Origin of the sequence: Streptomyces sp. JH14 (assembly GCF_029428675.1) — a bacterium.
GTDB lineage: Bacteria > Actinomycetota > Actinomycetes > Streptomycetales > Streptomycetaceae > Streptomyces.
Genome location: NZ_JAJNEL010000001.1, coordinates 1,040,864 through 1,061,666, shown reverse-complemented (window position 1 = coordinate 1,061,666; position 20,803 = coordinate 1,040,864). Strand labels below are relative to the sequence as shown.

Annotated in this window: 17 protein-coding genes and 1 tRNA gene; 13 read left to right on the top strand and 5 right to left on the bottom strand. The window is 71.1% G+C overall.

Annotated features, from left to right (window positions below; all coding sequences use genetic code 11):
* The first annotated feature begins 345 nt into the window (after positions 1–345).
* Both LRD69_RS04805 and LRD69_RS04800 read left to right on the top strand, forming a co-directional pair.
* Entirely contained in the window at positions 346–1,269 is a 924-nt protein-coding gene (locus tag LRD69_RS04805; RefSeq protein WP_277325296.1) for an aldose 1-epimerase family protein, read from the top strand.
* A gap of 93 nt (positions 1,270–1,362) precedes the next feature.
* Complete coding sequence (locus tag LRD69_RS04800) at positions 1,363–3,153, top strand: cation:proton antiporter (protein ID WP_277325295.1); 1,791 nt, start codon at positions 1,363–1,365, stop codon at positions 3,151–3,153.
* Positions 3,154–3,386: 233 nt separating this feature from the next.
* On the opposite strand, the gene LRD69_RS04795 is transcribed toward LRD69_RS04800, so the two are convergent.
* Positions 3,387–3,474: transfer RNA gene (locus LRD69_RS04795), tRNA-Leu, on the bottom strand.
* A gap of 183 nt (positions 3,475–3,657) precedes the next feature.
* Between LRD69_RS04795 and LRD69_RS04790 the strand changes: the two genes are divergently transcribed.
* The 3 genes from LRD69_RS04790 (at position 3,658) to LRD69_RS04780 (ending at position 6,344) form a co-directional block, all read left to right on the top strand.
* Positions 3,658–4,983 carry a M20/M25/M40 family metallo-hydrolase gene (locus LRD69_RS04790; protein ID WP_277325294.1) on the top strand — a complete coding sequence of 442 codons (1,326 nt, stop codon included), beginning with the start codon at positions 3,658–3,660 and terminating at the stop codon, positions 4,981–4,983.
* A 141-nt stretch (positions 4,984–5,124) separates the two neighbouring features.
* Positions 5,125–5,358 (top strand): chaplin, encoded by a 234-nt coding sequence (locus tag LRD69_RS04785; RefSeq protein ID WP_277325293.1) that lies wholly within the window; start codon positions 5,125–5,127, stop codon positions 5,356–5,358.
* A gap of 137 nt (positions 5,359–5,495) precedes the next feature.
* Positions 5,496–6,344, top strand: coding sequence for a chaplin family protein (locus LRD69_RS04780; protein WP_277325292.1), 849 nt, complete (start codon positions 5,496–5,498; stop codon positions 6,342–6,344).
* Positions 6,345–6,414: 70 nt separating this feature from the next.
* Here LRD69_RS04780 and LRD69_RS04775 read toward each other — a convergent pair whose 3' ends face one another.
* Positions 6,415–6,603, bottom strand: coding sequence for a DUF5703 family protein (locus tag LRD69_RS04775; protein WP_277325291.1), 189 nt, complete (start codon positions 6,601–6,603; stop codon positions 6,415–6,417).
* 47 nt (positions 6,604–6,650) lie between these two features.
* Here LRD69_RS04775 and LRD69_RS04770 point away from each other — a divergent pair, with 47 nt between their 5' ends.
* Positions 6,651–7,310 carry a hypothetical protein gene (locus LRD69_RS04770; protein ID WP_277325290.1) on the top strand — a complete coding sequence of 220 codons (660 nt, stop codon included), beginning with the start codon at positions 6,651–6,653 and terminating at the stop codon, positions 7,308–7,310.
* A 72-nt stretch (positions 7,311–7,382) separates the two neighbouring features.
* Here the strand turns inward: LRD69_RS04770 and LRD69_RS04765 are convergent, their stop codons facing one another.
* Complete coding sequence (locus tag LRD69_RS04765; protein ID WP_277325289.1) at positions 7,383–9,644, bottom strand: ATP-dependent RecD-like DNA helicase; 2,262 nt, start codon at positions 9,642–9,644, stop codon at positions 7,383–7,385.
* Positions 9,641–10,624 carry an aldo/keto reductase gene (locus LRD69_RS04760; RefSeq protein WP_277325288.1) on the bottom strand — a complete coding sequence of 328 codons (984 nt, stop codon included), beginning with the start codon at positions 10,622–10,624 and terminating at the stop codon, positions 9,641–9,643. The genes LRD69_RS04765 and LRD69_RS04760 overlap by 4 nt, the downstream gene beginning before the upstream one ends.
* A gap of 140 nt (positions 10,625–10,764) precedes the next feature.
* Between LRD69_RS04760 and LRD69_RS04755 the strand changes: the two genes are divergently transcribed.
* A complete protein-coding gene (locus LRD69_RS04755; protein ID WP_277325287.1) occupies positions 10,765–11,814 on the top strand; it encodes an LLM class F420-dependent oxidoreductase in 1,050 nt (349 codons plus the stop codon).
* Between the two features lie 210 nt (positions 11,815–12,024).
* Positions 12,025–12,813 (top strand): ferritin-like domain-containing protein, encoded by a 789-nt coding sequence (locus LRD69_RS04750; RefSeq protein WP_277325286.1) that lies wholly within the window; start codon positions 12,025–12,027, stop codon positions 12,811–12,813.
* Between the two features lie 26 nt (positions 12,814–12,839).
* Here LRD69_RS04750 and corA read toward each other — a convergent pair whose 3' ends face one another.
* Positions 12,840–13,835, bottom strand: a complete 996-nt coding sequence (corA, locus tag LRD69_RS04745) for a magnesium/cobalt transporter CorA (RefSeq protein WP_277325285.1) — start codon at positions 13,833–13,835, stop codon at positions 12,840–12,842.
* A gap of 60 nt (positions 13,836–13,895) precedes the next feature.
* Between corA and LRD69_RS04740 the strand changes: the two genes are divergently transcribed.
* The 5 genes from LRD69_RS04740 (at position 13,896) to LRD69_RS04720 (ending at position 20,796) form a co-directional block, all read left to right on the top strand.
* Positions 13,896–14,594, top strand: a complete 699-nt coding sequence (locus LRD69_RS04740) for a histidine phosphatase family protein (protein WP_277325284.1) — start codon at positions 13,896–13,898, stop codon at positions 14,592–14,594.
* Between the two features lie 108 nt (positions 14,595–14,702).
* Positions 14,703–15,293, top strand: a complete 591-nt coding sequence (locus tag LRD69_RS04735; RefSeq protein WP_277325283.1) for a DUF3090 domain-containing protein — start codon at positions 14,703–14,705, stop codon at positions 15,291–15,293.
* Positions 15,257–16,102 (top strand): SCO1664 family protein, encoded by an 846-nt coding sequence (locus LRD69_RS04730; protein WP_277325282.1) that lies wholly within the window; start codon positions 15,257–15,259, stop codon positions 16,100–16,102. Before LRD69_RS04735 ends, LRD69_RS04730 begins: the two co-directional genes overlap by 37 nt.
* A 310-nt stretch (positions 16,103–16,412) precedes the next feature.
* Positions 16,413–17,642, top strand: coding sequence for a cysteine--1-D-myo-inosityl 2-amino-2-deoxy-alpha-D-glucopyranoside ligase (gene mshC, locus LRD69_RS04725; protein ID WP_277325281.1), 1,230 nt, complete (start codon positions 16,413–16,415; stop codon positions 17,640–17,642).
* Positions 17,643–17,751: 109 nt separating this feature from the next.
* On the top strand, positions 17,752–20,796 hold the full coding sequence (locus tag LRD69_RS04720; RefSeq protein WP_277325280.1) for an NPCBM/NEW2 domain-containing protein: 3,045 nt from the start codon (positions 17,752–17,754) through the stop codon (positions 20,794–20,796).
* Positions 20,797–20,803: the final 7 nt, after the last annotated feature.

Genomic DNA, 20,803 nt, shown 5'->3' with positions numbered 1-20,803 from the left:
AAGCCCCCGACCCCACTATCCGGGAGAACGGAAACCCGCGCCTGCGCTGCACGGTCCACGGGATCCTGCCCCGGCAGGCCGTCCACCGCCCCTTGGGCGGGCTTCGGGGCATGACCCGCTCGGCCGCTCTGCCGCCCCGTGCAGGGGGTGGGCAGCCGGGCCGTGTACCGCCAACGCATGCCCCCGGTGGGCGAACCTGCCTGGCCATTGGGGGCAGGGCGCCCGTGTCCCGCTTGACTCGGCAGGTCGTTGTCCGCACGCTCCCGAGAGGCGGCCGACGGACCGGCCACCACCCAGCCCGGGCGTGCGGGCCGTCCGCCTTCGGGCACACCGAGGAGGCCACGCGTGCACGAGAGCCGGACCGGGCGGCAGCTGACTCTCCGCCATGGGAACCGGAGGGCCGTGATCGTCGAACTCGGCGCGGCCCTGCGTCATTACGCCGTCGGCGACCGGCTCGTACTCGACGGCTTCGCACCGGACGACCGGATCACCGGCGGGCGCGGGCAGATCCTCGCGCCGTGGCCCAACCGGATCCGGGACGGCCGCTACCGCTGGGACGGGCAGGACCAGCAACTGCCACTGACCGAACCGAAGAACGGCAATGCCATCCACGGCCTGCTCCGCTGGACATCGTGGCGGATCGTCGAGGCGCAGGACGACCGCGCGGTGCTCGACGTCTCCCTGTGGCCTCAGCCCGGCTACCCCTTCCACCTCCGGGTCCGCGCCGAGTACACCCTGGGCGAGGACGGCCTCGGCGTGGCCGTCACCGCACTCAACCTCGGCGACGACGCCGCTCCCTACGGGGTCGGCCAGCACCCCTACCTCAGGGTCGGCGGCACCGGGACCGTGGACGACGCGCTGCTGACCGTACCGGCGCGGACACGGCTGCGCACCGACGAACGGGGGCTGCCGGTGGCCGCCGAACCGGTCGAGGGGACGCCCTACGACTTCCGTACGCCACGCACCATCGGGACCCAGCAGCTGGACACCCCGTTCGCCGATCTCGACCGGGATGCGCGCGGGCGGGCCGTGGTGAGCCTCGCCCATTCCTCCGGCGCGTGGGGCACCGACGTATGGCTCGGCGAGGGCACCGATCACGTTCAGCTGTTCACCGGCGACACCCTGCCCGAAGGGGAGCGGCGCCGATCCATTGCCATCGAGCCGATGTCGTGCCCGCCGGATGCGTTCCGCAGCGGTACGGGACTCGTCGTACTGGGACCCGGTGAGGAGCACACGGTCCGCTGGGGGATCACCCCGTGGCAGGAATGACGGTTGCGCCGTGGTGCTCGATCCTGCTGCGTTCCCGGGCCGCCGGCCGGAGCATCCGCCGCGTCGGAAGGCCCGGCACCACGGAGGTACTGCGTGACGACGAATCAGGTCCTCATCGGCGTGGGGCTGACCCTGGTGCTTGCCGTCGGGTCGCAGATCCTGGCGGGCCGGCTGCGTATCCCGGCACTCATCGTGCTGCTGCCGGTCGGGTTCGCCGCCGGCGCGCTGGTGGACGAGCTCGATCCGCAGCGGCTGCTGGGCCCCGCGTTCTCCCCTTTGGTGTCGCTCGCCGTCGCGGTGATCCTCTACGACGCCGGCCTCGGGCTCGATCTCAGAAAGCTCAAAGGCCACACCCGCCGCGTCGTCGTCAGGCTGATCTGGGTCGGAACCCTGATCACCTGGGTGCTCGGCACGCTGCTCGCCGCGCCGCTGCTGGGCATGGACCGGCGGGCGGCCCTCATGCTGGGCGCGATTCTCGTGGTCTCCGGGCCGACGGTGGTCGGGCCGCTGCTCGGCTTCGTCCGGCCGAAGGAACGGCTGCAGCACGTCCTGGTCTGGGAGGGCTCCCTCATCGACCCGGTCGGCGGCATCCTGGGCGCCCTCGTCTTCCACCTCGTCAGCGCGAGCACCGAGCGTCATGTCGGCAGCGGAGCCGTCGAGTTCATCGCGAGCGTGGGGGTCGGACTGGCAGGAGGCGTCGTCGGATCCTGGCTGCTGTGGGTACTGCTGCGCCGGCTCCGGCTCGGCGAGATCCTCGGGACCACGGCCCAGCTCGCCGCAGTGATAGCGGTGGCGGCGTTCTGCGACGTCGTCCGTGAGGACTCCGGGCTCATCGCCGCCGTGATGATGGGTCTGGCCGTTGCCAACCTCCCGCAGTTCGACGTCCCGGCGCGCCGGCCCTTCTTCGAGACCCTGGTCAGTCTGATCCTCGGTCTGCTCTTCATCTCGATCTCGGCCACCGTCACCCCGCAGTCGCTGCGGCACGTGGTACTTCCCGCGCTGGCGCTCACCGCTGTGCTCGTACTCCTGGTCAGGCCGCTGGTGGCGTTCGTGTCGACGCTCGGCACGGACCTGACCAGGGGCGAGCGGGGCTTCATCGGCTGGATGGCGCCCCGCGGCATCGTCGCGGCGGCGACCGCCTCGACGTTCTCCGCCACCCTGGTCGCGAAGGGGATCGGAGGGGCTTCGAAGATCCTTCCGGCCACCTTCGTCGTCATCGTGGCCACGGTGACGCTGTACGGGCTGACGGCTTCGGCCGTCGCCCGGCGCCTGGACGTCGTACGGCCGGCCCGCTCGCGCCCGCTCCTGGTCGGCGGCGAGCCATGGGTGGTGGACCTCGCGGTGGCGCTGCGGACGGCGGGGCTGGAGGTACTGATGTGGGCCGGCCCGGATCGCCAGCGTGAACGCATCGGCCGGGCCGGGCTCGAACTGGCCCCGGGGGAGCTGCTGTCTGCCGCCACCGGGGAGGAGGCCGAGCTGGAAGGCATCACAGCGGTGTTCTTCCTGACCGCCGAGGACGACTTCAACGTGCTGGCGGCCACCATCCTGCGCGGCAGCATCGAGGGATCCGTCCATCGTGTCGGGTCCCAGCGCGAGCGTCTGGGGGTCGTGGCCCCGTTCACCGGCGGCGAGGTCCTGTTCGGTACGGAGCTGACCGGGGCGGCGCTGACCCGCAGGTACGAGGAAGGGGCGTCCATCGTGACCCGGTCGGCGGACCGGGACGCGCCGGCCGACTGGGACCTGCTGTTCCTGGTGCGGGGCGACGGGCGGCTCACCCCGGTCACCGAGGCGAGCCGCCCGCTGCCCCGGCCGGGCGACGTCGCCGTCCTTTTGACTCCCGCCGCGCCCGGCGGCCGGACCGCACGCCTCGCGGCCGGGCCGTGACACCGGCAGGAGCGTCCGGTCCGAGACCGACAGGCCTGGAGGACGCTGACCAACACCTCCGCCGAGTCGATGACCTTCACCATCACCGCCAACCCTGGGTGCTGCCGCCCCCGGGGACGGTGGAGAACCAGGTGCCGGTGCGGTACTTGCCGCACAACGCGATGTGGCTCCAGTGCAAGCACTGGAGCCACATCGCGTGAGAGAAAGAGAAACGATCTTGCGAACGTTCCCTCTGGTGTCCGAGGGGGGACTTGAACCCCCACGCCCGATAAAGGGCACTAGCACCTCAAGCTAGCGCGTCTGCCATTCCGCCACCCGGACAAGGTGTCTGTCTCGCGGGCCGTGCCCGTTCCGACGTGGAAAACAATAGCAAACATTCGGGGGTGCTCGATCACGCCACTGGCCGCGTGAACGGCGCATGACGAGGCATGGGCGGCCTTGGGCCGGCGGGCGGGGCGCGGGAGGATGAGGGGCAGCACCTGGGTGACAGTGGAAGGAAGCAGTGTGAGCGAGACGCATACGGTCGGCGGCCCCGCCGGCGAGGACGAGGTCGTGGACCTCTGCCGCGAGCTGATCCGGATCGACACCAGCAACTACGGAGACCACTCGGGCCCGGGCGAACGGGTGGCCGCCGAGTACGTCGCCGAGAAGCTCGCCGAGGTCGGGCTCGAGCCGAAGATCTTCGAATCCCACAAGGGCCGCGCCTCGACCGTGGCCCGGATCGAGGGCGAGGACCCGTCGAGGCCCGCGCTGCTCATCCACGGCCACACCGATGTGGTGCCGGCCAATGCCCATGACTGGACGCACCACCCGTTCTCGGGCGAGATCGCGGACGGCTGCGTCTGGGGACGCGGCGCGGTCGACATGAAGGACATGGACGCGATGACCCTCGCCGTCGTCCGTGACCGGATGCGCAGCGGCCGTAAGCCCCCGCGCGACATCGTGCTGGCCTTCCTCGCCGACGAGGAGGCCGGTGGTACGTACGGTGCGCGGCATCTCGTCGACAATCATCGCGACCTCTTCGACGGCGTCAGCGAGGCGATCGGCGAGGTCGGCGGCTTCTCCTTCACCGTCAACGAGAAGCTGCGGCTCTATCTCGTCGAGACGGCCCAGAAGGGCATGCACTGGATGAAGCTCACCGTGGACGGCACCGCCGGGCACGGCTCGATGACCAACGACGACAACGCGATCACCGAGCTCTGCGAGGCCGTCGGGCGACTCGGGCGGCACAAGTGGCCGGTCAGGGTGACCAAGACCGTACGGTCCTTCCTCGACGAGCTGTCCGACGCGCTCGGCACCCCGCTCGACCCCGAGGACATGGACGCCACGCTCGCCAAGCTGGGCGGCATCGCCAAGATGATCGGCGCCACCCTGCGCAACTCCGCCGCCCCGACCATGCTGGGTGCCGGCTACAAGGTGAACGTGATTCCCGGCCAGGCCGTCGCCCATGTCGACGGCCGCTTCCTGCCAGGCTTCGAGGACGAGTTCCTGGCCGACCTGGACCGGATTCTCGGCCCGCGGGTCAGGCGCGAGGACGTGCACGGCGACAAGGCGCTGGAGACCAGCTTCGACGGCTCGCTGGTCGATGCGATGCAGGTCGCGTTGAAGGCGGAGGATCCGATCGCCCGAGCCGTCCCGTACATGCTCTCCGGTGGCACGGACGCCAAGTCCTTCGACGACCTCGGCATCCGCTGCTTCGGTTTTGCTCCGCTGAAGCTGCCGCCGGAGCTCGACTTCGCGGGCATGTTCCACGGTGTGGACGAGCGCGTTCCGGTCGACGGCCTGAAGTTCGGTGTACGGGTGCTCGACCGGTTCATCGACAACTGCTGAATTATCTCGCGGTAATCGTCAGCATGTGCGTACGTGACCGGAACGAGTGAAAGGATCCATACGCTCGTAGCCCCATTACTTCTTCCTCGTTACAGGTGATGCGGTCCGCGGCTGGGGCCGTATTGCCAACTAGGAGGAATAATGATCAAGAAGATCGTCGCCGCTGCGGCAGTCACCAGTGGTCTGGTGCTCGCCGGTGCGGGCATGGCCGTCGCCGACTCGGGCGCCCAGACCGCCTCCATCAGCAACCACGGCCTGCTCACGGGCAACGTGATCCAGGCCCCCGTGCACGCGCCGGTGAACCTGTGCGGCAACACGATCTCCGTGATCGGGCTGCTGAACCCCACCTTCGGCAACGCCTGCGTCATCCGCTGAACCTGAGCGTCAACCCGTAAGGGTTTGAGTCCGGTCGCCCCGGAGTGCACACCATGCACGCCGGGGCGACCGGGCACTTCGCCCCCGCACGGTCAGGTCCGGGGGTATTTCCGGAAGGTAGAAGGCAGGAACAACCTATGCGACAGGTCACGCGTAAAGGCCTGATCACCATGGCGGCCGCGGGCGGAGTGCTCGCGCTGAGTGGTGGCTATGCGCACGCCGACGCGGGAGCGAACAGCGGCGCATCGAATTCCTCGGGGGTGCTGTCAGGGAATTCGGTACAGATCCCGGTGCATGTACCGGTCAACGGCTGCGGAAATTCCGTGAGCGTCGTCGGACTCCTCAATCCGGCGGCCGGAAATTCCTGCCGAAACGGTTCGGGACATGCGGCGACGGACCGGTACGACTCCGACGCCCACGCATCGGGCACCCACGGATCCGGCGACCAGGACTCGGACCACTGGCCCTCGGGCCCGTCGGATCCGGACCACTGGCCGGACCACGGAGTGGGTACCGGCAAGCACCGGGCCGATGACCACGATGGCCACAAGGGGCACGGCTACGGGGGCCACCGTCACGGCGGCGGGGCGAGGGCGGAGGGGTACACGCACGGCTCGCACGGCATCCTCTCGGGCAACAACATCCAGGCGCCCATCGACATCCCTGTGAACGCCTGCGGCAACAGCATCACCATCGGCGGACTCCTCAACCCCGCCGGCGGCAACAAGTGCCAGAACGGGACGGACGTCACGCCGCCGGTCACGCCCGAGACCCCGGTCACGCCGGACGAGCCGGTCACGCCGGACGAGCCGGTCACCCCGGACGAGCCCGAACCGCTCCCCGCTCCGAACACGCCGGAGCCCCAGACCGTCGAGCTCGCACACACCGGAGCGGGCGGGCTCGACCTGCTCATCCCGGCGAGCGCGGGTCTGCTGCTGGCCGGTGCGGGAACGGTGCTCTACCGCCGCTCCCGAACGGCCGCGTAGCGGTACACGTCGGAACCGGCACAGGCGGTAACGACCGAGCGGGCCCCGCGGATGCGGGGCCCGCTCGTTTTCACCAGGTGGCCCGTAGCTGGCGGATGATCCGTCGGCGCAGCCGCACCCTGCGGCTGCCGTCACGGCGCAGCGTCAGTCGGTCCAACTCCCAGTGCCCGTACTCGGCATGGTCGGTCAGCAGGCGGGCCGTCTCCTTCCGGGACATCCCGCGCGGCACGTACACGTCGACAAATTCGTATTCCGGCATCGCATCTATTGTGCGGGCAGAGGCTGTGTACGGATAGCGTCTGCACTATGTCTGATGCTGCGCAGCCCACCGCTGCCGAGGTACGCGCCGCCGCCGAAGCCGTCAAAGCCGCGCTCGACCAGCACCTCGAGGCGGTCGAGCGTCGGTCGGGGGACGACGACCCGGCCGTCTACGACGCGTTCAACGCACTGGCCGCTGCGGCCGAGGTCTACGACGAACTCCTCTACGACCGCTACGACGAGGTCACTCCCTTCGAGATCCCCGGTGCCGGCGACTCGCTGCCGCCCTACACCGGCCCCGAGGAGCCGAACGCGCTCAGCGTGCTGATCCGCCGTGACTACGCGGTGGTGGAGCCGCCCCGGCTGCTCGCACAGGCGCAGCGCATCGCGGACGCGGACCCCGACGACCGCGACAAGCGGACCGGTGCCGTCGTCGGCAGCAGCGTTCATGCGGCGCTCGGGGTGCTCTTCGGTGAGTACGAACCGGACGAGATCGCCTCCCGGCATCAGGAGTTCGGCCTGGAGGAGGGCGACTCCACACTCTGGGTCTCGGCGGCCGAGGAGCTTCCGGAGGCGGGGGAGTGGCTCAGTGCCCCCTTCGACGACGCCGACCCGCAGAGGGTGGTCTGCCGCTTCGACATCAGCTCCGTCTTCGACGAGGACGAACTCGACGAGGAGCTGGACGACCTGGCGACCGACAGCTCCTGACCGCGTCCCGTCCCGTACGGAGCCGGATCCGGGGGGCGGCGCCCTGTGCCGGGCGCCGCCCCCCTTCGGCCGTCAGACGGTGGCCGCCGGCCATGCCTCCAGCAGGGCGCGCAGCCGGGTCGTGCGGTCCTGGGACGGCGACTGGGCCACCGCGCGCGGCAGCGCCTGGTCCACCCCGTGCACCACGGACAGATGCCGCTCCGCACGGCTGAACGCGGTGTACACCCACGCCCGGCTCAGCCCCTGCGCGGCGTCACCGGGCAGCACGACGACCACCGCGGGCCAGCGCATCCCGGCCGCCTGGTGGGCGCTGAGGGCCCAGCCGTGGCGCACGGACGACTCGACGCGCTCCTGCGGCACGACGACCGGCGTGCCCGCACAGTCCAGGTGCAGGCCCTCGGCGTCGGCCGAGACGACCACACCGGGGACGGTCCTGCCGGGCGTCGGGACATGCACCGCCCGGTCGCCGGGGTCGAAGCCGCCGAACCGCCCGGGGCCGGGGTTCAGCCGCTGCTTGAGCGCCGCGTTGAGCGCCCGGGTGCCCGCCGGGCCGCCGTGCCCGACGGTGATCACCTGGGTGTCCGCCGGGGGTACGCCGATGGCGCGCGGCACCGAGTCGGCGACCAGCTGCACGGTGCGGTGCACCGCCTCGCCCGCGTCGTGCACGGGGACGATCACCACTTCCTTGCCGGGCGCCGCCACCTGGTTCAGCTCGCCGATCCCGATGCCGGAGACCAGCTCGCCGATGGGACCGGGATCCGGCGTGCGGGAGACGACCTGCGGGCATGCCCGGGCGGCCAGCACATCCGCGAACACCCGGCCCGCGCCTGCCGACCCCAGCACCCCGGGATCGCCGCTCAGCACCAGCCGGGTGCCGTCGGCGAGGGACTCCACCAGGATCGCGGCCGTCTCGACGTCCAGCTGCGGGGCGTCCAGCACGACCAGCAGGTCGACGGCGATCGCCCCGTCCTCGTCCCGGCCGGGACCCTCCGTGCCCGCCAGGAGTCCGGCGAGTGTGACGGCCGCCGACGGGTCGTCGAGCGCCTCGGCCAGCCGCCGCCTGCCGTCCACGCTGTGGGTGGCGCCGAGGGCCCGCAGCCCGAGGGAGCGGGCGGCGGCGATCAGCGCGGCGGGCTCGGCCCTGGCCGCCTCGCCGCCGGTGTGCACGACGAGTCCACCGGCTGCCACCGCACGGATCAGCTCGGCCGCCGACGGGGAACCGGCGGCCGCGGCCTGCTGCGACCAGTCGGCGTCCTTCTCACCGGCGTTGACCAGCCGGGCCAGACCGTCGGCGAGGCTCTCCTCGGCGAGCGCATACCGGTCGAGGCCGAGCAGTACCTGTGGGGGCTCCTGCCCGGTCCCGGCGGCCGCCCCGTCCTGCTCGCCGGACTCCGACGGTTCTTCGGCGTCCTCGTCGTCCAGCTCGTCCGGACCTTCCTGGAAGACCAGCACGACGCCCTCGGCGACGGCGTGCTGCACGGCTGCCTCGGGGTCGGTCACCGCACGCTCGGCGAGCGCGGCACGCACCGCAGAGGCGTCCAGCGCGGTGTGGCCCTGCAGCGCGGCGCGCTCCAGCAGCCAGCCGACCAGCGCCGCCGTCCGCCGTTCGTCGTCCGGACCGCAGCCGTCGCCCAGCAGCGCCCGGGCGAAGCCGTCGGCCTGCTCCGGCCGGACGCCGGGGACGGCCAGCAGCTGCCACGGGTCCGCACGCAGCACATCGGCCGCCTGCGCGCCCAGCGCTTCCGCGGCGGGGGCTGCCAGAGCCTGCGGCGCCCCGCCGTCGGCCAGGACGGCCGCGACCTCGGCGACCGCCTCCGCGGATGCGCCCTGCGGGGCGCGGACCGGCTCGGGTGCGCGGGGGCGTGCCGGCGCGGGAGCGGGAACGGCCCGGCGGGGGGCGGGCGCCGGCGAGTCGAAGAACGCCGTCCCGGCCTTCTCGCCGCTCTCCACCGCCCGTACCGCCGCCAGCAGATCGGCGGCCTGCCCGCTCAGCTTGGCGCCCGCCGTGATGGGACCGTCCTTCTCGGCCTTGCGCTTCTCGATCTTCTCCCGCAGCTCGCGCTGTGCGGCGAGTTCGGCCTCGGCCTCGGAGAGCGCGGCAGCGGACTCGCCGTCGGCCGCCTCACCGGCGTCGGATGCGCCGGCCGCGTCCGCTCCGCCGGACTCCTCCGTCCCGTCCGGCTCCACGGCATCGGCGGCCGTCGCCGCCCCGCTCTCATCGGCTCCCGCGTCCCCTGCGGAAGGGCCGGGTGCGGCGGCAGAGGGGTCCGCGACGCCGGTGTCGTCGGCGGCGGCCGGGGGACCGGGGGTTTCCCCCCGGGGAAGCGCAGTCACAGCGTGCTCCAGTCCTGGTCGGGATAGCGGTGCACGGGCGCCGACACATCGTCGAGCGCCTGGCAGATCTCGTCAGGAAGACTAAGCGCCTCCACTGACAATGCCTCCGTGAGCTGCTGCGCGTTGCGCGCGCCGACGATCGGGGCCACCACCCCCGGCCGGTCCCGGACCCACGCGAGCGCCACCTGCAGGGCCGTCGTGGCCAGGCCGTCGGCCGCCGTCGCCACCGCGTCCACGATGCGGCTGGCCGGGTCGTCGAGATACGGCTCGACGAACGGGGCCAGCAGCTCCGAGGCGCCGCGCGAGTCCGCCGGGGTGCCCGTCCGGTACTTCCCGGTCAGCACCCCGCGGCCCAGCGGGGACGACGGCAGCAGCCCCATGCCCAGATCGAGCGCGGCCGGCAGCACCTCGCGCTCCACGCCCCGCTGCAGCAGCGAGTACTCCATCTGCGTACTGGCCAGCCGGGTGCGCACGCCGGGCGAGGCGAGCTGCCAGGTCGCCGCCTTCGCCAGCTGCCAGCCGCAGAAGTTGGACACCCCCGCATACCGGGCGCGGCCGGTGGACACCGCCCAGTCCACCGCCTGAAGGGTCTCCTCCAGCGGAGTCACCGGGTCGAAGGCGTGGACCTGCCACAGATCCACATGATCCGTACCGAGCCGGGTCAGCGAGGCGTCCAGCGCGGCCAGCAGATGCCCGCGCGAGCCGTCGAAGCGGCGGTACGGATCGGCCACGCTGCCCGCCTTCGTGGCGATCACCAGATCCTGCCGCGGCACCAGCCCCTCGACGAGCTGCCCCAGCAGATATTCGGCCTCACCACCGCCGTACACATCGGCCGTGTCGACCAGCGTGCCCCCCGCCTCCCAGAAGACTTTCAGCTGTTCGGCGGCGTCGTGTTCATCGGTGTCCCGGCCCCAGGTGAGGGTGCCGAGCCCGATCCGGGACACGCGAAGGCCGGTGCGGCCGAGATGCCTCTGCTCCATGGGCGCTGAGATTACTGGCCAGAGCCCCACTCGGCGGAGGCCTGTGGGCAACCCGGCATCCGGTCGCCCCTGCCGGATCCCGCGGACGCGCGCTAGAGTCCCCGGCACACGGACGTTACTGATCAGTAAAGGGAGCGGCTATGCGGCTCGGCATCAATCTCGGTTACTGGGGCGCGGGAATGGACGGCGACAACCTCGCCGTCGCCCAGGAGGCCGACCGGCTCGGCTACGACGTCTGCTGGGCGGCCGAGGCGTACGGCTCCGACGCCCCGACCGTGCTGTCCTGGGTCGCCGCCCAGACCGAGTCCATCGACATCGGCTCGGCCATCATGCAGATCCCGGCCCGCCAGCCGGCCATGACGGCGATGACCGCCGCCACCCTGGACTCCCTCTCCGGCGGCCGGTTCCGCCTCGGCCTCGGCGTGTCGGGACCGCAGGTCTCCGAGGGCTGGTACGGCGTCAAGTTCGACAAGCCGCTGGCCCGCACCCGTGAATACGTCGAGATCGTCCGCCGGGCGATGTCCCGCGAGCGGCTGTCGTACGAGGGCGAGCACTGGACGCTCCCCCTGCCGGACGGCCCGGGCAAGCCCATCAAGCTCACCGTCCACCCGCAGCGCGAGCACATCCCGCTCTACATCGCCGCGATCGGCCCGAAGAACCTGGAGCAGACCGGCGAGATCGCCGACGGCGCGCTGCTGATCTTCCCGTCCGCCGAACACCTCGAGGACACCGCCGTCAGGTACCTGCGGGCGGGCCGCGAGAAGGCCGGGAAGACCATGGAGGGCTTTGACGTCTGCCCGACGCTGCCGCTGGCCGTCGGCGACGACGTCAACGGTCTCGCCGACATGTTCCGTCCCTACACCGCGCTGTACGTGGGTGGCATGGGCAGTCGCAAGCAGAACTTCTACAACCAGCTCGCCCAGCGCATGGGGTACGAGAAGGAGGCCGCCGAGATCCAGGACAAGTACCTGTCCGGCGACAAGAGCGGTGCCGCGGCCGCCGTACCGCACCAGCTGATCGACCAGACCACCCTGCTCGGCCCGGTCGAGCGGATCGCCGAGCGGATGCAGGCGTACGCCGCCGCCGGTGTCACCACGCTGACCCTCGCCCCGGCCGGTTTCACGCTCGACGAGCGGCTGGCCGCCCTGCGCGCCGGTACGGACGCCCTGGAGCGGGCCGGACTCGCGTAACCGTCTGCGCGGATCCACCAGGAGACAGCACTGCGGCCGTGGTGGGGGCTCGGGGGTCTTCCCCGCCACGGCCGTCTCCCAGCACAACGCGCCACGCCGCCATCGGTTACGCCTCGCCCGTTCGGCCCTGTCGCACGGGGCACCTGTTGCCGACTTCCCCGTACCGCACTTGACTTTCCTTCCGCGGACACCGGTACGGAGGCACCAGCGATGCTCTCGGCGAAGACGCTGTTCCAGGAGATCCTCGACAACGACGAGTCGTTCCGGCTCTTCCGCTCCATCGCTGCCGGCGGCGAGTCCCAGGGAGGCTGGGAGAACGGCCGCATCGCCGCCCTTGCCCCCGTGAGCCAGCGCGCCCTGGTCCCCAAGATCGCCAGACACGGCGCCGACGAGGACAAGCACGGCCGGATCTTCAACGCTCTGCTGAGGAAGCGCGGGCTGGCGCCGGCCGACGTGCCGCACGAGACCAACTACACGATGCTCCTGGAGCGGTACGGCATCGGCCTCGCGCACGAGCAGCTGAACGGCGACGAACCGCTCACCGAACAGGACATCATCACGTATCTCGCGCACAGCCGTGTCACCGAGCAGCGTGCCTCCGAGCAGATGGCCATGCTCCGCAAGCACTTCGCGCACCACCCCGACCTGGGCCGTGCGGTGAAGCTGATCGCGAGCGACGAGGACAACCACCTCGCGTACTGCCACGAGGAGTTGCTCCGCTTCGCCCGGTCCGGCCACGGCCGTACGATCCAGCGCATCCTGCGGGAGTGCGCGCTCACCGAGATCCGGGTGTACCGCGATGTCAGCCTCGCCGTGATGGGCCACATGGGGCGCATCCTGGGCTGGTCCCGGGCCAGGGCGGCGGTGCTGGCCGCCGGGATCCATGGTGCGTACGCGTACGAACGCCTCGTCGGCTGGCGGCGCATGGTCAGCCTGGCACCGCCCGAGCGGCGCGATGCGCTGGGCGGCCCGCCGGTGCCGGCGCCCGAGTACGCCTGAGCGCTGCCGCCGGGTCCGCTGCCCCGTCAGAGCCAGCCGCGGCGCTTGAACCCGCGGTGCAGACCGACGACCGCACAGATCATCAGCACGATGACCGCCGGGTAGGTCCACACCCAGTGCAGCTCGGGCATGTGGTCGAAGTTCATGCCGTAGATGCCCGCCACCATGGTCGGAACGGCTGCCATGGCCGCCCAGGCCGAGATCTTCCGCATGTCGTCGTTCTGCCGCAGTCCCGTCTGCGCCAGATGCGCGGAGAGGATGTCGGAGAGCAGCCGGTCCAGACCCTCCACGTGCTCGTTGGCGCGCGTCAGATGGTCGTTCACGTCCCGGAAGAACGGCTGCGAGTGCTCGTCGACGAACGGCACGGTGGCGCCCGCCAGCCGGATCATGGGCGCGCTCAGCGGGCCGGTTGCCCGGCGGAACTCCAGCACCTGCCGCTTGAAGGTGTAGATGCGCGACGCGGTGTTCTTGGTGTCCACGGAGGCGCTCGGTGCGAACACCTCCGCCTCCAGCTCCTCCAGGTCGACCTGGAGCTCGGCGGCCACATCGATGTAGTGGTCGACGACGGCGTCGCTGACCGCGTACAGCACCGCGGTCGGCCCGTGCCTGAGCACCTCCGGTTCGGCCTCCAGCCGACGGCGTACCTGGGCGAGCGGTGCACCCTCCCCGTGCCGGACCGTCACGACGAAGGAATCACCTATGAAGATCATCAGCTCGTCGGTGGTGACCGTGTCGCTCTCGGGCTCGTACACCACCGGTTTGATGACCGCGAAGAGCGAGTCGTCGTAGACCTCCAGCTTGGGCCGCTGGTGTGCGCACAGCGCGTCCTCCACAGCCAGCCGGTGCAGCCCGAACTCGCTGCTGACCAGGTCGAACTCCTTCTGTGTGGGCTCGTGCAGCCCGATCCAGAGAAATGCGTCCCCGGTGGCCCGTGCCTGGGCGAGGGCATCGGAGAAGTCGGCGGGTCCGTCCGTACGACGCCCGTCCCGGTAGATGGCACAGTCCACGATCACGGCGCGCATTCTTCCTTGCTCCGGTCCCTGACGCATCTCCTGGGGGTCGTCGGGCCTACGCTGGCTCGTATGCCCACCCTGATCCTCGTACGTCACGGACGCTCCACGGCCAACACGGCCGGGGTGCTCGCGGGCCGTACCCCCGGAGTCTCCCTCGACGAGCGCGGCGTCGCCCAGGCCGCCGCACTGCCCGGGCGACTCGCCTCACTGCCGCTCGCCGCCGTCGTCAGCAGCCCCCTGCAGCGGTGCCGGGAGACCCTGCAGCCGCTGCTCGACGCCCGGCCGGGGCTGCCGCTGCACACCGAAGAGCGGATCAGCGAGTGCGACTACGGTGACTGGGCGGGGCGCAAACTCGCGGAACTCACCGACGAGCCGCTGATGGCCGTCGTCCAGCAGCACCCCTCGGCCGCGGCGTTCCCCGGCGGCGAGTCGATGCGCGCCATGCAGGCGCGGGCGGTCGACGCCGTGCGGGACTGGAACGCCCGGGTCGAGGCCGAGCACGGCGAAGGGGCCGTGTACGTGATGTGCTCGCACGGCGACATCATCAAGTCCCTCGTCGCCGACGCGCTCGGGATGCATCTCGACCTCTTCCAGCGGATCCAGGCCGAACCGTGCTCGGTCACCGCGATCCGCTACACCCGGCTGCGGCCCTTCCTGCTGCGGCTGGGCGACACCGGCGACTTCGCCTCGCTGGAGCCGCGCGAGCAGAGCGCCGGCGCGGATGCGGAGACGGATGCGGCGGTCGGCGGCGGCGCTGGGGCGCCGTGATCAGTTCGCGCAGTAGGGTGGACGCGCCGTAGGCGCCTCTCCGGGGACCCCCTCCCCCCGGACACCGGCCGCCGCCTCATAGCCGTCAATACTCAAGGGAGACAGGACGTGTCCCGTCAGGTGTTCCTCTACGACCCCCCGGACCGTTTCGTGGCCGGTACGGTCGGGCTGCCTGGACGTCGTACGTTCTTCCTGCAGGCCTCCTCAGGCGGACGTGTCACCAGCGTGGCCCTGGAGAAGACTCAGGTGGCCGCGCTCGCCGAGCGGATCGACGAACTCCTCGACGAGGTGGTGCGGCGGACCGGCGGGAACTCGCCGGTGCCCGCGGTGGCGCCGATGGACGTCACCGACACCGCGCCACTCGACGTGCCCGTCGATGAGGAGTTCCGGGTCGGCACCATGGCGCTCGCCTGGGACGGCGAGGAACAGCGCATGATCGTCGAGGCGCAGGCACTCGTCGAGCTGGACGTGGACTCCGACGACGATCTCGCGGCGGCCGAGGAACGCATGCTGCAGGACGAGGAGAACGGTCCGCCGATGCTCCGGGTCCGGCTCAGCGGGGCGCAGGCCCGCGCGTTCGCCAAGCGCGCCCTGGACGTCGTCAACGCCGGACGCCCGCCGTGCCCGCTGTGCAGCCTGCCGCTCGACCCGGAAGGACACGTATGCCCGCGCCAGAACGGATATCGCCGGGGGGCCTGACGCACCCCGAGCTGATCACCCTGCTCACCAAGGGCCGGCTCACCGTGCGCGGTCGGATCCGCGGCGCATCCAACGCGGTGCTCTACTGCACGGTCGCGTACGAGGGCGAGGAGCGCACCTGCGTCTACAAGCCCATCGCAGGGGAACAGCCGCTGTGGGACTTCCCCGACGGCACGCTCGCCCAGCGGGAGGTGGCCGCGTACGAGATCTCGGAGGTGACGGGATGGGGGCTGGTGCCGCCGACCGTACTGCGGGACGGGCCGTACGGGGAGGGCATGTGTCAGCTGTGGATCGACGGGCCGCCCGAAGAATCGGCTGACGGTGAGCCCGCGCTGCTGGCGCTCGTCGAGGACGAGGAGCCGGCGGAGGGGTGGAAGGCCGTTGCTCTCGCCGAGGTGGGTGAGGGGAAGACGGCCCTGCTGGTGCACGCGGACGACCCCCGGCTTCGGAGGCTCGCGGTGCTCGACGCGGTGATCAACAACGGTGACCGCAAGGGCGGGCACCTGCTGCCCGCGCCGGGCGGCCGTCTGTACGGGATCGACCACGGTGTGACATTCAACGCGGACGACAAGCTGCGCACGCTGCTGTGGGGGTGGGCGGGCGAGCCGTTGACGGCCGAGGCCGTCGAGGTGCTCGGCCGGCTGGCGGCCGAGCTGATGCCGGGTAAGGCGCTGGTCACCCGGTTGGCGGAGCTGATCACTCCGGAGGAGATCGAGGCGTTGCGGGGGAGGGTGGAGGGCTTGCGCTCGGCGGGGCGGCATCCGGAACCGGGCGGGGGGTGGCCGTCCATACCGTGGCCACCGGTGTGAGGGGGCGAGGTTCCCCTGCCCGCCCCTTTTCCCCGACCGGGCCCGGCCAGGGGCCCCGCTGCCCTCGGCGGCCGCCTGGACCGCCTTCCAGGGCCTCCGCCCCGGGGGTGGCCGGATCACGTCCGTCCGGCGAGCGACGCCGTCCTTCGGCCCCCGGCCTTCGACGGCGTATTTGAGGGGCCAGGGGCCCTGCCCCGAGCCGGAATGGGGAGGGGCGGGGAGAGACCGTCCCGCACGCGCAAGACCGTCTCTCCGGCCAGGATCCCCCTCCGGTTCGTATCCGGAAGCATCGTCCGGTTACGCTCATGACATGCATGCCTGGCCCGCTTCTGAGGTCCCCGCCCTGCCTGGCAAGGGCCGCGACCTTCGGATCCACGACACCGCGACCGGCGGACGGATCACCCTTGACCCCGGTCCCGTCGCCCGCATCTACGTCTGCGGCATCACGCCGTACGACGCGACCCACATGGGTCATGCGGCGACCTACAACGCGTTCGACCTCGTTCAGCGCGTGTGGCTCGACACCAAGCGGCAGGTTCACTATGTCCAGAACGTGACCGACGTGGACGATCCGCTGCTGGAGCGGGCCGTGCGCGACGGTCAGGACTGGACCGAGCTCGCCGAACGCGAGACGGCCCTCTTCCGTGAGGACATGACCGCCCTGCGCATGCTCCCGCCGAAGCACTACATAGGCGCGGTGGAGGCGATACCCGGCATCGTCCCGCTCGTCGAACGGCTCCGGGACGCCGGCGCCGCCTATGAGCTCGACGGCGATGTGTACTTCTCCGTCGAGGCCGACCCGCACTTCGGCGAGGTGTCCAACCTGGACGCCGAGGCGATGCGACTGCTCTCCGCCGAGCGCGGTGGCGACCCCGAGCGCCCGGGAAAGAAGAACCCGCTCGACCCGATGCTCTGGATGGCCGCCCGCGAGGGCGAGCCGAGCTGGGACGGGGCCTCGCTCGGCCGCGGCCGGCCCGGCTGGCACATCGAGTGCGTGGCCATCGCCCTCGACCACCTCGGCATGGGCTTCGACGTCCAGGGGGGCGGGTCCGACCTCGCCTTCCCGCACCACGAGATGGGTGCCTCGCACGCCCAGGTGCTGACCGGCGAGCACCCGTTCGCCCAGGCGTACGTGCATGCCGGCATGGTCGCCCTGGACGGCGAGAAGATGTCCAAGTCCCGCGGCAACCTGGTCTTCGTATCGGCGCTGCGCCGCGACGGTGTGGACCCGGCCGCGATCCGGCTGGCCCTGCTCTCGCACCACTACCGGTCGGACTGGGAGTGGACCGATCAGGTGCTCGCCGACGCCGTCGAGCGGCTCGGGCGGTGGCGTTCCGCCGTCTCTCGGCCCGACGGGCTCTCCGCCGACGCGCTGGTCGAGGAGGTCCGCGAGGCCCTCGCCGACGACCTGGACGCACCGGCGGCCCTGGCCGCCGTGGACCGCTGGGCCGAGCGTCAGCTCGCCGAGGGCGGTACGGACGAGGGGGCACCGGGTCTCGTCTCGCGCACCGTCGACGCGCTGCTGGGCGTCGCGCTGTAACAACCTGCTCACTTCTGCCGGTCGGCCGGCCCTGGACTTCGTCATGAAGTTCAGGGCCGGTCCCGTTTTGTCCATGGTCAAGTGCTCGGTCATGCGCTAAAAGCTCTCTATGCAATCATCAACGCGCATCAGAGTGGCGGCAGTTGCAGCTCTGCTGGGACTGGTCGCCGTGTTCGCGGGACCCGGCAGCGCCCAGGCCGAGACCGCCGCGCCCGAGGCCACGTCGGTCGGTGATCTGAGCGGATTCTCCGCGGACGGGTCCGTCTACCACCTCAGGGCCGGTTCCGCCGAGGCCCGGGTCAGTTTCGTCTCCGACGAGACCTTCCGTATCGAACTCGCCCCGGACGGCACGTTTTCCGACCCGACCGGCGACGACATAGTCCTGCCGCAGGGCGCCCCGCCGCGCACCCGGTGGAAGGAGAGGAGCGACCGTTACGAGCTGTCCACGGACAGCGTCACGCTGCGCGCCTACAAGTCGCCGCTGCGCTTCGAGCTCCACCGGGCCGACGGCAGCCTCGTCTGGTCCGAGGCCAAGGGGCTGAGCTGGGACTCGGAGCGGACCACCCAGACCCTGGCCCGCGGCGCCGACGAGCAGTTCTACGGCGCCGGGATGCAGAACGGGCGCGGCAACACCTCGCACCGCGACCAGACCGTCGAGGTCGGCGTCGACTACAACTGGGACGACGGGGGCCATCCCAACTCCGTGCCGTTCTACCTCTCCTCGGCCGGGTACGGCGTCTTCCGCAACACGTACGCACCCAACACCTATGCGTTCACCGACCCGGTGACCACCAGCGCGCAGGAACAGCGCTTCGACGCCTACTACTTCGCGGGCGATGCCAAGGGCGTCATCGGGCAGTACACGAAGCTCACCGGCAAGCCCTTCCTGCCACCCGTGTACGGGATGGAGATCGGTGACGCGGACTGCTACCTGCACAACGCCAACCGCGGCGAGCGCCGCACCCTGGACGCGCTGAAGATCGCCGACGGCTACGTCGAGCACGACATGCCGAACGGCTGGATGCTCGTCAACGACGGCTACGGCTGCGGTTACGAGGATCTCGCCGAGGCCGCCAAGGGCCTCCAGGACCGTGGCATGCAGCTCGGGCTGTGGACCGAGGACGGCATCGACAAGATCGCCGACCAGGTGAAGGCCGGTCAGCGGGTCGCCAAGCTCGATGTCGCCTGGGTCGGCTCGGGCTACAAGTTCGCTCTCGACGGCTGCAAGGACGCGTACCAGGGCATCGAGGACAACAGCGACGCCCGTGGCTTCACGTACGCCCCCGAGAGCTGGTCCGGCGCACAGCGCTGCGGCGTCCAGTGGTCCGGCGACCAGTACGGCACCTGGGACTACATCCGCTGGCAGATCCCGACCTATGCGGGCGCCACGATGTCCGGACTGGCCTACACCACCGGTGACGTCGACGGCATCTTCGGCGGCAGCGCCAAGACGTATACCCGTGATCTCCAGTGGAAGATGTTCCTGGGCACCACGATGACCATGGACGGCTGGGCGGCCAGCGACAAGCAGCCCTACCGGTACGGCGAGCCCTACACCTCCATCAACCGCGACTACCTCAAGCTCAAGGAGTCGCTGCTGCCCTACCAGTACTCGTACGCACACGAGGCGACCGAGACCGGCGTCGGCATGGTCCGCCCGCTCGTCCTCGAATACCCGGACGACCCCAGGGCGGCGACGGACGCGGCGAAGTACGAGTTCATGTCCGGCGAGGACTTCCTCGTCGCGCCCGTCTACCAGGACAGCACCCGGCGCGACGGGATCTACCTGCCGAAGGGGACCTGGATCGACTACTGGAGCGGCCGGACGTACGAGGGGCCGACCACCGTCGACCACTACAACGCTCCGCTCGACACCCTGCCGCTGTTCGTGAAGGCCGGCGCCAGTGTGCCGATGTGGCCGGGCATCCGCTCGTACCGGGACCGCACCGCGGACTCCCCGCTGGCCTGGGACATCTACCCGCAGGGCCGCTCGTCGTTCACGCTGTACGAGGACGACGGCGTCACCCGCGAGCACCGCGACGGGAAGTACGCCACCCAGCGGGCCGACGTCGAGGCACCGGTCCGGGGGCCGGGCGACATCACCGTGAACATCGGTGAGAGCAAGGGGAACTTCACCGGCAAGCAGAGCAGGCGCCCGTACGAGTTCACCGTGCACACCGGATCGGCGCCGAGCGCCGTCAAGCTGACCGGCAAGCTGCCCCGGCTGAGCTCGGCGGCCGCGTACAAGGCCGCGAAGCAGGGCTGGTGGTACGACCAGGACGACCGCGGCGGCGTGGTGAAGATCAAGACCGCGCCGCTCGACACCGGCAAGAAGTTCAGGCTGAGGCTGGAGAACACCAGCGCCGTCGGCGGGAAGAAGGCTTCCGCCACGGCCGTCGTCTCCACGCCGGACGGGCAGGAGGCCGGGGCGGGAGTCACGGGCACCGTGGCCGTCGACGTCACCGCGGGCAGCGCGGATGTGACGGACGCCTCGGTCACCCTGGACGTCCCCGAGGGCTGGCAGGTCACCCCGGCCGAGGCCGTGGACCGGATCCCGGCGGGCACCACCCGGCGGGTCGAGGTGGCGGTCACCCCGGCGAAGGACGCCGCAGCGGGGGAGGCCCGGATCACCGCGGTCGCCCGCTACCGGGCGGCGGGTGAATCCCGCACCACCGTCCAGCGTTTCGCAGCCGCGGTGATGCCCCAGCCACCGACCGCCGACGCCTGGGCGAGCGATCTGGTCTGGCTGAGGTCGGTCAACGGCTACGGGCCGGCCCAACGCGACCGCAGCAACGGTGAGTCGGGCGCGGCCGACGGGCACACCCTCACCCTCGCCGGGAAGACGTACGAGAAGGGGATCGGGGTCCATGCCGACTCCGACATCGAGGTCTACCTCGGCGGGCGCTGCACCAGGTTCACCGCCGATGCGGGGATCGACGACGAGATCAACGGCTACGGCGAAGTGGCGTTCTCCGTCGAGGCGGACGGCAAGGTGCTGTGGACGTCGCCGAAGGTGACCGGGGCGTCGGCGACCGTGCCGGTCGACGTGGACGTCGCGGGTGCGCGCCATGTGCACCTGAAGGTCACCGACACCAATGGTTCCAAGACCGGTGACCACGGGGACTGGGCCGCGGCGCGCTTCAGCTGCTCCTGACAGCGCG